Source organism: Pectobacterium araliae (assembly GCF_037076465.1).
Lineage (GTDB): Bacteria > Pseudomonadota > Gammaproteobacteria > Enterobacterales > Enterobacteriaceae > Pectobacterium > Pectobacterium araliae.
In genome coordinates this window covers 4,497,117-4,509,854 of record NZ_AP028908.1, presented here as the reverse complement: position 1 = coordinate 4,509,854, position 12,738 = coordinate 4,497,117, and the positions used below count along the sequence as shown (strand labels likewise).

Sequence of the window (12,738 nt, the reverse complement as noted above, 5' to 3'; positions counted from 1 at the left end):
AATGAAACATCCGTATCTTTGGGTACTGAATCCCTGTTTATTGGCGATGTTGTCCGCATCGGCGTGGGCTGACGAACGTCAGAACGATACGTTGGTGGTCAGTGCCAGCCGTACTAACCACGGTGTGGCGGATATGGCGCAGACCACATGGGTCATTGAACACGCGGATATAGAACAGCAAGTTCAGGGCGGAAAGGAATTGAAAGAAGTGCTGGCGCAACTGATCCCCGGCATGGATGTCAGCAGCCAGGGACGTACCAACTATGGCATGAATATGCGTGGTCGCTCGATGATGGTCATAGTGGATGGCGTGCGCTTGAATTCCTCACGTAGTGACAGCCGTCAATTGGACTCAATCGATCCGTTCAATATCGAACGCATTGAAGTCATTTCCGGTGCGACCTCGCTATATGGCGGTGGCAGCACCGGGGGGTTGATCAATATCGTGACGAAGAAAGGTCAGTCAGAAACGCAGGCCGCATTCCAGACTGGCATGAAAACGGGTTTTAACAACAGTGACGATCGGGACGGGAATATCGCCGCCGCAGTGAGCGGCGGCAACGACAACGCCTTTGGGCGCCTGTCTGTGGCCTATCAGCGTTATGGGGGATGGTATGACGGCAAAGGGAATGCTGTGAATATCGATAATACCCAGACGGGGATCCAATATTCGGACCGGCTGGACATTATGGGCACCGGAATGTTGAATATTGACGCGCACCAGCAGCTTCAGGTGACGACGCAGTATTACAAAAGTGAGTCGGACGGCAAGCATGGCCTCTTCCTTGGCGATAACTTCTCGGCGGTCACCGGCGATGGGCAAGCCTATAACAAAGGCAATCTGCGTTCTGACCGTATCCCGGGAACGGAACGCCACCTCATTAGCTTACAGTATTCCAATACGGATTTTTGGGGACAGGAGTTGATCGGGCAGGTTTACTACCGTGATGAAAGTCTGACCTTCTATCCTTTCCCAACATTGTCTGGCGGCCAGGTTAGCAGCATCGGTGCGTCGCAGCAGAAAACAGATTTTTATGGCGGCAAGCTCACGCTGAATTCACAGCTTACAGAAAACATGAAAGTGACCTGGGGGACGGATGTTGAGCATGAAACCTTTAATGCGAATCAGGCCTTCTTTGATTTGCCGACGGCCGCTGCCAGCGGGGGGATGACGCTCAATAACGCTTATAACGTGGGGCGGTATCCGGGGTATAGCGTGACAAACATCGCTCCCTTCATGCAAACCAGCTATGACATTGATCGCATTACCTTAAGTGGTGGCATGCGTTATCAGTACACTGAAAATAAAGTGGATGACTTTGTCGGATTTGTTCAACAGCAGGCGATTGCGCAGGGGACAGCGCAGTCTGCTGATGCGGTGCCGGGTGGGAAGACGGATTACAACAATCTGTTATTCAATGCCGGTATTCTGGGACGCCTTACCGAGCGTCAACAAGTGTGGTTCAACTTCTCACAAGGTTTTGAAATTCCAGATATCGCCAAGTATTACGGCTCAGGCAATTATGATCCGGTGCTGGTGAATGGGCATTACCGCCTTCTCAAGAGTGTTAACGTCAATGACTCAAAACTTGATGGCATCAAGGTGGATGCCTATGAGCTAGGCTGGCGTTATACCGGTGACAACCTGCGCACGCAGATCGCCACCTATTATTCGTTGTCGGATAAAACCATCAATATCAACAAGCAAGATATGACGATCGCCATGAATGACGATAAGCGTCGTATCTACGGTATTGAAGGACAGGTGGACTATTTCTTCACGGACAGTGACTGGAGTACGGGAAGCAACTTTAACGTCATTAAGTCTGAAACCCGCAAAAATGGAAGATGGGATAAGTTGACGGTCGACAGCGCCAGCCCGTCGAAAGTCAGTGCATGGGTGAACTGGGCCCCGGGGGACTGGGCTTTGCGTTTGCAAAGTACGCAGACCTTCGATGTTTCAGATTCAACAGGTAAGAAGATTGATGGTTATAACACCGTGGATTTCCTCGGTAGCTATACCCTGCCTGTGGGTAAAATCAGCTTCAGCGTAGAAAACGTGCTGGATAAAGAGTACACCACCGTCTGGGGACAGCGGGCGCCAGGGCTCTATAGCCCGGCTTATGGGGAACGAAACTTGTATACCTATAAAGGGCGGGGACGCACGTTTGGTATGAACTATGCCGTAGAGTTTTGATCTTGGGGCCAGCGTGTTGAGGCACGCTGGTTATCGATCATTTCGGTGATAATGATTATCGTTAGTGTTTTGTTTATGATAAGTTGCATCCTATGGGTTTTTATCCCACTGACTGATTTTTCCTTACAAAACATACGGTTTTTTCACTATGTCTTTAGCTACCCGTACCACGTCTTCAGCCTATCGGCTGTTTAATTTACGTTTAGAGAGCAAGACGCTACTCTCGCCTTCGCTTGTTCGCTGTGTGTTCAGCGGCCCTGACGTGCGCCAGATGAAACTGGATGCACCGGATCAGCGGATCAAACTGCTGCTCGCCAGTGAAAGCGGGGAGCTGACGCCGATGGCCGTGAGCGACACCTGGTATCCGGACTATCTGGCACTGCCACGCGAGCGTCGTCCGATTTTACGCACCTATACGCTGCGTTCTGTCTCCCATGAATCACAGCAGGCGGCGATCGATTTTGTGCTGCATGGCGATACCGGCCCAGCTTCAAGCTGGGCGAATCACGCTAAGCCCGGCGATGCGCTACAGATTGTCGCGCCCAATGCAGAGGCCAATGGTGACAGCGGCGGTTATGAATGGGCACCGCACGAGGGCGTTGAGCAAGTGCTGTTGATTGCAGATGAAACGGCGCTGCCAGCGGCCATGGGGATTCTCGAACAACTGGCTGCCCAGCCTTCTCCGCCGTCGGTGCAGGCTTTTTTGGAAGTGCCGAAAGCGGCCGACTGTGTGGCGTCGGGCAATTTCCCATTTGCCCAGATTCACTGGTTGCCGCGTGAGGAAACTGGCAGCACAGTATGGGGTGAACGCCTGCTGGCTGCGGTGCAACAGGATGTGAAAATCCCCGCCAGTGCTTGTACAAATCGTGATGAGGTCGCACAGGAAATGCCGGAAGACGAGCCACTGTGGGAGCGGGCGACGGCGCACTGCCCGTTTTACGCTTGGGCAGCGGGAGAGTCTTCCGCCATCAAACGACTGCGCCGTTATCTGCTCGACGAGCGCCACCTTGATAAAGAAACGATCAACTTTATGGCGTACTGGTCGCATCGCTAAGAGACAACCTCAGGAGGGATATTCTCTCTTGAGGTTATTTCCTCATCATTTCCGCCAACTGCTGTTCATCCGGTAGCCCAACCACTTGCTGTAGTTCATTCTTATCATTCAGGTAATAGATGGCAGGCGTGACGCTGGCGCCTAATTCATCCATGAGTCGCTGATTATGCTGAATGGCATTCCAGATATCGCGTGATGAGTCCTTGGGGAACGGAGGCACCGTTTTGCCGTTCGACAGTTCATATTCATGCCACGCTTTGGCCGGATCGCTGGCGGCAAGAATCGCGGCGGTATAACGTCCACTTTCCGGTTTTATCACACCGACCAACAGCGTTTGCAGTTGGACTTTTCCTACTTTCACCCACGTCTGTGCCTGCTGCCAGAACTGTTTGCAGTACGGGCAGAATGGATCGGCAAAGACGATAATTTTACGCGGCGCATCCTTCGCCCCTTCAGTGATAAACGGCGCCTGCTGTAATTTCTGCCACATCTCCCGGCCAGCAGGCACATACACTTCCTGCTGAATCAGCGTTTCACTCAGGTTGTTGCCGTGTTCATCATACATATAGCCCGAAATAGCATGTTTGCCATCCGGCGTTAAGTAGATGGTCACCCCTACACCTTGATAGCTACCCAGCCAGCCTTGCACGCCACTGGGCACAATTTACGGACTTTTCGTGGCCGTTGGAAGCCTGGAAGAGCCTGATTGAGTACTATCAGCCCGGTGGTGAAACGGCGCTTTACCGTTTTGAGTGTCTGCGCTGCCAGCGAGTTGCCTGTGGATTTCCCCGACTGTTTGGAAAAATAAATAGCATCAGGCGGTGCGATGCCGTGTCGCCTAATTGATTATTGTGGATTTTTAGTCGGAGATTTTTCCATCAGCTAAGCAACGGTGAATCAGTGATCGCATAAGCGTAAAATTTTACTTTTAGATAATTTATTTGTCATCAATTTATATTTATTAGAAAGTTATAAAAACCAAAAGCCACCTTGTTTAAAATAAGGTGGCTTTTAAGTGGATATTATGTTTCATTTATGTCAGTTAAATTTATTCACTAATTGCCGCAGATATTTTAGATATAGGCGTAAATTTCCATTGCTGAGCGATTGAACCATTAAATTCAAATAGCTGAATGCGATTTCCCGCGCCTCCTCGAGTATCATTGTCGATGACATAGTTTTTATTTGCTTGGCTGAGAATAAATCCAGGCTTGCTAGAGAAATCCCACTTTTGAGTGGACTCGTCCACATTTTTTACCTGTAAAACAATATCTGTGCCGTTGGTAATTGTTTTGTTCTTAATTGCCAAAGCCAGCGTTCCGTCACTCACGACTAGGGAAATCACTCCCGTTCTACTGTCTAAATCCCACAGGAGTTTATCGAAACTAGTCGAGTTAGCATCGAGAAGAACGGCTTTAGCATCTTTTTGCTGATCAGCAACACCTAAAGCTAACCCTTCTTTTCCAGCATACCTCAAAATACCAATCATAATAATTTCCTTGCTATTAGTGTTAGTCGATGGTTTCTGGTTTGTTTAATTTCGCCAGCGATTAAACTGTAGTTGTATTTGTTTTTTTTTGCCATCTTGCTTTTGATAAGAAATAACAAGATATTGGTTTTTATATTTATTTATTTTGTGGTTTGTAAATATTTTTGTTTTTCAAAATATTTTATATTGATTGTGAGTTATATATTAAACATTTTTGATTCTATAATGATGGGTTTAATTATGTGTGTGGTAATTGTTTTTATATTAAGTGTGTTGATTTGAAGCAATATTTAATTTTAAAATAATTAGTCTATTTCATTATTTAGGCAATAAGGATGTCATCACTTTCAGAATGAGAGCGGTCTATTCAATATAATGAAACAGACCGCTTGAGAACTTAATGCTCCGGCCAGAACGGTTCACCCAGCGTGAGCATTAGCCGGTTGGCCCAGGAGAAGAAAGCGGCTGACTGCACGACATCGACAATCTCCAGCGTATCTAATCCCTGTTCTTGCAGTTGCTTCAGGTCGTTAGCGTTGACCTGTGCGGGCGTGACGGAGAGGCGTGCCGAGAAATCGATAATCGCCTGCCAGCGTGGGCTTTGGCCGATGCTCAAATCGCCACCGGGAACGACGTCCAGCAGTCGCTGCACATCACTGTCCTGCTTGGAGAGCTGACTGGCCTTACGGGCATGTACCGAGGCGCAATAAATGCAGCCGTTGACCTTACTGGTGACGGCGGCGATCAGCTCGCGCTCTTTGCGCGGCAGGCCGCCGGAGGTATAGAAAATCCCTTTATCCGTCAACGTGCGCTGTTCCAGCACCGGAAGGTTGCGGCCTAGCAGACGGAAATAGTCGGAATTGGTGTGACCGAATCGCGCCAGAATCGCCTGCTCGTCGGCATTGAATGCTGCCAGCGGTTTGGGGGCAATCCATGGCTCCCAATCCAGTTCCGCCTGAGTAAACGCCTGCGGTGCGGATTTGCCGCTGTGCGTCTGAGGCCGGGTATGCCACTGGCCTGCAACGGCGGCCTGCGAATGTGGTTGGCTGATGCGATGACCGGCAATCAGGCGATAGCCGCGCAGCAGGCGACTTTGGAAATTCACAAACGCAATGAGCTGCGACAGCGTCACGATGTCATCTACCGACCAACCCGCCTGCTCCAGCGCATTGACGTGGGATGGTGCGGCTTGCACGGGCGTTTTCGTCAGGCGCTCGGCATGATCCAACGCCAGCTGTAGCGCGGGTGTCAGCGTAGGTTCTGGGAAGTCCGCCAACCGCTCGGCATAAAAATGCTGTAGCTGCTCATCCTGCTGCCAGCCGCTGATTTTGGTCGCAAACCAGAAGCGCAGCGATAGCGGTAATGTTGCGTCATCATGTGCAGCGGCGTTAAACAGCGCGTCGTAACTGCCTTGGGTGTGGCGGGTTGCCGCTTCACGAGTTTTTCTGGCTGCGGCGAGGGTGGAATCCGGGCTGATGTCGGCCAGTGCATCCAGTATGTCATGGGTGTACAAGGTGTTAGCGTGCGTCATGCGATCTCCTGCCCGATCGGGCTTTTCTGTTTGACAGCGGGCTTCCAGCCCAAAGCGGGAGCCACCTGAGTGGCAATTAATTCAAGTGAGCGAAGGATTAGAGCGTGCGGTGGATCGATGGAATGCACCTGGAATGTCACATCCGTCGCCCTCTCCAGTGAACTGTCAGCCCGAAGCGACGCAATCACATCTTGTGCTGTGCCAACATGGCTATCGAAGGAAGCAATCAGCGCTTCTACGGAGTCGTGAGAAATCGTGCGGAACGTGCCGGAACGGGCGGCAGAACGATTAAGCCCTTTCTCTGCCAGACTCAGCGCCAATTGACGATCGTCAGCCACGAAGACGCTACGTGAACTGAGGATACGCGGTGCGACGCCAACGGGCAGCGCAGCCAGATAGGCGTCGATCATCGGGTTTTGCAGATCGGCGAGCGTGGCATCCGGGAAAGGTTCCGAGCGCGGCTGGGTACGAGAGAGCATCAGGCCATCGCCTGCTTTGCCTGCTCGCTCTGCACCTTCGATGGAAAACGTGGCTTGCCAGACACGCTTATCTAAATGTGGGGCGGCAGGGTAGAGCTGATTGCCGTCTTCGCTCAATGCGTCTCCTCGCCAGGCGGCGCGCAGTTTCTCCAGATTACGCCCGAGAATCTGCCCACGCTGTGCACTGTCGTGACCGAACGCGGCAAATGAGGACGGCGTACCGCCGGAACCCACGCCGACTTCCAGCCTGCCGTTGCTGAGTAAATCGAGTACGGCGGTGTCTTCCGCCACGCGTAGGGGCTCTTCCATCGGCAGCGTAATTACGCCAGTGCCGAGCTGGATACGCTGTGTGCGTGCGGCGACCAGCGCCAGAAACACCAGCGGTGACGGTAGCCCGCCTTCATCAGCGTGAAAGTGGTGTTGTGCGACCCAGGCGCTGTCAAATCCGAGTTGTTCGGCTTTGACGATCTGCTCCGTCGCCAGTCGGTAGCGCTGCTGGGCGGACACGTCATCCAGCAACCGTGTGAAAAATCCCAGACGTTTCGTTGCCATTTTACAGTCCTTGGTTTAGTGCGAATGTGGATTCAGTATGAATTGAGGGTTGGTGTGAACGGGCAAAAGCCGGGTGTTGCTGTCCGGGGATAGCCTCGATGAGTTCACGGGTATAGTGATGTTCGGGCTGGGCGAAAATCTGTTCCACCGGGCCGGATTCAAGCTGCTTGCCGTGGTACAGCACGGAAACGGTATCGGCAATCTGACGTACTACCGCTAGATCGTGTGAGATGAACAGGTACGTCAGCCCCAGTGATTCCTGTAGCTCGGCCAGCAAACGTAGGATCTGCGCCTGTACGGTGACATCCAGTGCTGAAACGGCTTCGTCCAATACCAAGACCTGCGGTTCCAGCACTAATGCCCGCGCGATCGCGACGCGTTGGCGCTGGCCGCCGGACAGTTCACGCGGCTTACGCGACAGTAGCGCGACTGGCAAGGCGACGCGTTCAAACATCTCATGAATTTTGCGCTCCCGCTGGGAGGCGGTATGACGATTAAAATTACGTAGCGGTTCCTCGACGATGTCATATAACCGCTGTGATGGGTCGAGCGAGCCAAAGGGATTCTGATAGACCAGTTGGATTTTCTGTCGGAATTGGCGCAGTGCTTCGCCTTTCAGATGAGTGATATCGGTGCCGTCGATCAGAATGCGCCCAGCGTTGGGGTAATGAAACCCGAGCAGGCTGCGTGCCGTAGTGGTTTTACCGGAACCGGATTCGCCCACAATCGCGTGCGTTGTGCCGCGTGCCACGCTAAAAGAGATGTCATCCACCGCCCGAAAATGTTCACCTTTACGCCCTGACAGAGGAAAGGTCTGTACCAAATTTTCGACCGAGACAATGATGTCAGATGCCGATGTATTGGCGCGCTGTGGGCGCGGGGTTGGGTTGAGCGACGGAACATTCGCCAGCAGTGTGCGAGCATAGTGGCTTGACGGCGCGCTTAATACCTCAAGCGTTGGGCCCTGCTCCTGAATATAGCCGTTCTGGAAAACCAGCAGGCGATCGGCTCGCTCGGCGGCGACGCCCAGATCGTGGGTAACGAACAGCACCGCCGTGCCATTTTCTCGCCGCAGCTCATCAAGCAGGTCGAGAATACGTTTCTGTACCGTGACATCCAGTGCGCTGGTGGGTTCATCGGCAATAATCAGTGCGGGTTTCAGTGCAATCGCTATCGCTATCAACACGCGTTGTTTCATGCCGCCAGATAGCTCGTGCGGATACTGCTTTGCCCGTAGTTCCGGCTGATTCAGGCCAACGCGTTCCAGCAGCGCCAGCGTTTTCTGGCGGGTAGTTTGGCGATCTTCCCGCTGATGAATCCGCAGAATTTCATCCACCTGCTCACCGATGGTTTGTACCGGATTAAGAGAACTGGTGGGATCTTGCGGGATCAGACTGATCTGCGCACCGCGTACACTGTCTAGTCGTTTCTGCGACCAGCCGCTGATATCCACACCGTTTAGCCGAATAGCGCCGCGCGTGAGCCTGCCGTTTTCGGCAAGCAAGCCGATGACAGCTTGCGCGGTGGTGGTCTTCCCTGAACCGGACTCCCCTACCAGCGCCACAACTTCACCGGGTTGAATATGAAAAGAGACGCCTTCCACCACCGTTTGCTCGCGATCGTCACTACGATAGGCAATCGTAACGTTCTCCAGAGCCAACACAGGCACGGCTGCACGGGTTTGTAAGCTGGCTGACAGGCTCATCGTTCTGTTCTCCTGATTGACTGGCTGATGCGGTTGGCGGATAGCACAACGAATACGACGATCAGACCGGGGAAGGTGGTTAGCCACCAGGCGGTTGCGATGTAGTTGCGGCCTTCAGCGATCAGTAGTCCCCATTCCGGCGTGGGCGGTGGTGCGCCGTAGCCGAGAAAGCTCAGCGTGGAAATAGCCAGAATCGCACTGCCGAATTGCAGAGCGGCGAAAGCGAAAACGGTGGTGAGTGAATTTGGCAGAATGTGTCGCCACAGTACGCTGAAAAAGGTGCCGCCGCTGCCATAGGCGGCTTCAACGTAGTCGCTGTGGCGTACACGTAACACTTCTGAACGCACCAGTCGGGTAAAGCTGGCAACGGAGGTGACACCCACGGCAATCGCGGCGTTAACCGTGCCGAAGCCCAACAGAATGATGACGCTCAGTGCCAGTAATAGACCAGGGATTGCCAGCAGCACATCGATGCTGCGCATGACGACGCTATCCAGCCAGCCGCCAATCGCACCGGCTAATAGACCAAACAGGCTACCGAGCACCAGACCTAGCCCGACGGCGATAAATGCACCAGACAGCGAGTGCACCGCGCCATAAACAATGCGCGCGTAGAGATCGCGCCCAAGCTGGTCGGTGCCGAACCAGTAGTCTGCATCGGGTGCCAGTCGCTGTGCGCCAGCGATGCCTTCCGTCGGGCTGTAGCCGGTAAACCAGCCGGGAAACAGCGCCCAAAGTGCGACGGTTAAGATGACCAGCCACGCTAGCACTAGCCCCGGCTGAAAGGCGTAGCGACGCAGAAATGGTCGCTTACGCAGAAAGGGAAACGTAATTTTTTCCAATGGTACGGTAGTCATAGCGTGGCTCCTGGCGTTATTTTCAGGCGCGGATCAAGAAGGGGATAGAGTAGGTCGACGGCCAGATTGACGACGACAAAAGCGGCGGCAGAAATCAACACAATGGCCTGTAGCACGCTGCTGTCCTGATAGTTCACGGCTTCCTGCGTTAGCTGGCCGAGCCCGTTGCGGCCAAATACAGTTTCGGTAATCAGTGCGCCCGCAATCAACTCACCCAGTAGCAAACCAGCGATGGTCAGTGTGGGCAACATGGCGTTACGGGCGATGTGCCGCCAGAGCACACCGCTACGGCTGGCACCTTTGGCGCGGGCAACGGCAACAAACGGCTGGGTTTGCACTTGATCGATGCTACGCATCAGTACCTGAGCCAGCGGAGCCGAGATCGGCAGCGCCAGCGTGAGAACTGGCAAAATCAGTCCTTCCCATTCGCCGGGGTTAATCACCGGAATCAGTCCCAGACGGAAAGAGAAGATCTGAATCAGCACGATGCCCAGCCAGAAGGTCGGCACGGAAATAAACAGCGACGGCAGCGATTGCAGCGCGGTTCGCAGCCACTGAAACGGGGTTAGCGTTGATAAGAAGGCGAGAGTGAACGCCAACAGCCCCGCGGCGATGAAGCCCAGTACCGCGAGTAGCAGCGTGGGCGGCAGATTCGCGGCGATAAGCTCGGTGACGGGTACGCCAGCCTGAATCGAGAGGCCAAGATCGCCACGTAGTATCTGAGCTATCGCGTGTAAATACTGTGTGAATACTGGCGTATCGGTACCGTAGGATAGCCGCAGTTGTGCGATTTGCTCGGCGCTTAGGCCGAGATCCGGGTTTTGAAATTTGATCAGGATGGCATCACCCGGCATCGCCTGAAGCAGGATAAAAGACAAAGTAAATGCCGCCCAAAGTACGAGCAGTGCCTGACCGATGCGCAGTGCCAGATATCGATTCATGATGATCTCTTCCCTCTTTCTTCGGTATTACTTATTCAGCCAGGTGTTGTAAAAGCTGGGGCGCCCCACGGCTTCAAACGCGATGCCTTTGGTGGTGGATGCACCTGCAAATACCTGTGGCTCCTCAAAGATGGGAATAACATAGGCTTGATCGGTTAGATAGTTCTGCACTTCCCCAACCAGCGCCAGCCGCTTGCTGCGGTCGGTTTCTGTGGCGATGCCATCCAGCAGCGTATTCAGGTGCGAATCCACAAAGGTATTTACTTTGTTGCTGGAGCCGCCTTTTTGCAGCAGGACGTTACGTATCGTCGGGTAATACTGGCTTTTCAGCACATCCGGGTCGGCACGGCCTACCATCGCTGGAGCCACGCCAGTTTTCAGCGGATCGAGGCTATCCACGGTTTTGCTGCCCGCATCGCCTGCCAACACATTCAGCTTCACGCCGACTTTTGCCCACTGTTGAGCAACCAGTTGCAGCGTTTCTTTGCTCTGTGGATGTTGTATCGATTCATAGGCGGTCAGTTCCAGCGTTTTGCCGTCTTTTTGCCGGAGTCCCTGCGAGCCGGTTTTCCAGCCCGCTTCATCTAACAGTTTGTTGGCCTGTACGGGATCGAAGGTTAGCTTGCTGGAAAGATCGACATGGCCAGCCGCAGTCTTAGCCAGTGGTGACGTGGCTAGCGGGTAGTTGGCAGAGAACAGCGTATTCACGATCTCTTTGGCGTTGGTGGCGTGCAGCAGCGCTTTACGAACATGGATATCGGCGACCAGTGGGTTATCCGGGCGGAAAACTACACTGTTATTGAGGCTGCGCGTCGACGGTGCATAAAGATTGAAGCCCTGATTCTGTACTCGTTTTTCATCATAGGCCTGAATTTGACGAATAAAATCTGCCTGACCCGATACCAATGCACCGATGCGTACACTGTCTTCTGGGGTGACCAGATAGGTAATGCCGTCCAGATAGGCGCGCCCCTGATGCGTCGATTTAACCGGAGCCCAGTTGTAATCTTTACGCACGGTCAGCTTCAGCTCCCGTCCCAGTTTCTCGCTGCTCACCACAAACGGGCCGGAGCCGATAATATTCTTCGCATTACCTAACTGGTTGAAATTGAGCTCAAGCGTACGGAGGGAAACCAGACCGGAGCCGATGGCTGAGGTGCCTTGTAAAAAGCCTGGGGACGGTTTCTTAAAGTAAAACTTCACGGTGAGCGGATCGATGGCTTCACTGCGCAAGTAGTTATTGATCACCTCTGAAACTGGCTGGTTGAGCGCCTTATTCCCTAAACCGTAGGTATCAAAATTTTTTGCTACCGCGTTGGCATCCAGCGGCGTGCCGTCAGAGAAGGTAATACCGGGGCGGATCTTGAACGTGTATTCGGTGTTATCCGCGTTAACGGTCCAGGATTCGGCAATCCACGGTTCGATCTCCAGTGTTTCCGGGTTCTGGTACGTCAGCTTATCGGTGATCTGGTTGAGAATGCCGCCGTTCGGGTAAAAACCGCCCGCGGGCGTGTAGAGATTAGTGTGTGCTTGCTGTTCCAGATAAACCAGCGTACCGCCGATTTTTGGCGTGTCGTTTGCTGCTTGTGCGCTCAGCGCACCGCCCAGAAAGAGCAGAGAGGCAAAAATAGTGCGTTTCTGATGAGGATGTAAAAAAGTTGCCACGATGGTTGTTCCTACAGGTAATGTTTTTTATTAACGTTATGTTTTATCAAGTGAATGTGTGCATCGGTTACGACCTGAAATGGAGGAGTAAAACAGGAAACGTTAACCGCTTGTTATCGTCGATACTTCCATAGGCAGTAGGAAACAGCAAAGAACAAAACCGGCATTGGTTATCCAGTTTTTAGGTAGGGTAAATCGTAGTTTTTTGCGGGAGATAGCCGTATTTCGCGTGTAATGGTGGGTTTATTTAGCGCATGGCGGTAGCACT

Annotated in this window: 9 protein-coding genes and 1 pseudogene; 2 read left to right on the top strand and 8 right to left on the bottom strand. The window is 52.9% G+C overall.

What is annotated here, in order from left to right:
* Position 1 precedes the first annotated feature (1 nt).
* Both AACH44_RS20470 and AACH44_RS20465 read left to right on the top strand, forming a co-directional pair.
* Positions 2–2,197, top strand: a complete 2,196-nt coding sequence (locus tag AACH44_RS20470) for a TonB-dependent siderophore receptor (RefSeq protein WP_338659443.1) — start codon at positions 2–4, stop codon at positions 2,195–2,197.
* 148 nt (positions 2,198–2,345) lie between these two features.
* Positions 2,346–3,251: a siderophore-interacting protein gene (locus tag AACH44_RS20465; protein ID WP_261849358.1), complete on the top strand. Its 906-nt coding sequence runs from the start codon at positions 2,346–2,348 to the stop codon at positions 3,249–3,251.
* Between the two features lie 34 nt (positions 3,252–3,285).
* Here the strand turns inward: AACH44_RS20465 and dsbG are convergent.
* The 8 genes and pseudogenes from dsbG to AACH44_RS20425 form a co-directional block, all read right to left on the bottom strand.
* Positions 3,286–3,909 (bottom strand): annotated as a pseudogene (gene dsbG, locus AACH44_RS20460) (thiol:disulfide interchange protein DsbG); the annotation flags it as partial.
* 390 nt (positions 3,910–4,299) lie between these two features.
* Positions 4,300–4,740: an RICIN domain-containing protein gene (locus AACH44_RS20455; RefSeq protein ID WP_261849357.1), complete on the bottom strand. Its 441-nt coding sequence runs from the start codon at positions 4,738–4,740 to the stop codon at positions 4,300–4,302.
* A 397-nt stretch (positions 4,741–5,137) separates the two neighbouring features.
* Complete coding sequence (locus tag AACH44_RS20450; RefSeq protein WP_338659442.1) at positions 5,138–6,271, bottom strand: alkylhydroperoxidase domain protein; 1,134 nt, start codon at positions 6,269–6,271, stop codon at positions 5,138–5,140.
* Positions 6,268–7,302, bottom strand: a complete 1,035-nt coding sequence (locus tag AACH44_RS20445; protein WP_261849355.1) for a putative FMN-dependent luciferase-like monooxygenase — start codon at positions 7,300–7,302, stop codon at positions 6,268–6,270. Before AACH44_RS20445 ends, AACH44_RS20450 begins: the two co-directional genes overlap by 4 nt.
* A 1-nt stretch (position 7,303) precedes the next feature.
* Positions 7,304–9,007 (bottom strand): ABC transporter ATP-binding protein, encoded by a 1,704-nt coding sequence (locus AACH44_RS20440; RefSeq protein WP_338659441.1) that lies wholly within the window; start codon positions 9,005–9,007, stop codon positions 7,304–7,306.
* The gene (locus AACH44_RS20435; protein ID WP_261849353.1) at positions 9,004–9,864 is read right to left on the bottom strand and encodes an ABC transporter permease; all 861 of its coding nucleotides are present in this window, start codon (positions 9,862–9,864) and stop codon (positions 9,004–9,006) included. The genes AACH44_RS20440 and AACH44_RS20435 overlap by 4 nt, the downstream gene beginning before the upstream one ends.
* Positions 9,861–10,805: an ABC transporter permease gene (locus AACH44_RS20430; RefSeq protein ID WP_338659440.1), complete on the bottom strand. Its 945-nt coding sequence runs from the start codon at positions 10,803–10,805 to the stop codon at positions 9,861–9,863. Before AACH44_RS20430 ends, AACH44_RS20435 begins: the two co-directional genes overlap by 4 nt.
* 27 nt (positions 10,806–10,832) lie before the next feature.
* Positions 10,833–12,470 carry a TIGR04028 family ABC transporter substrate-binding protein gene (locus AACH44_RS20425; RefSeq protein ID WP_338659439.1) on the bottom strand — a complete coding sequence of 546 codons (1,638 nt, stop codon included), beginning with the start codon at positions 12,468–12,470 and terminating at the stop codon, positions 10,833–10,835.
* Positions 12,471–12,738: the final 268 nt, after the last annotated feature.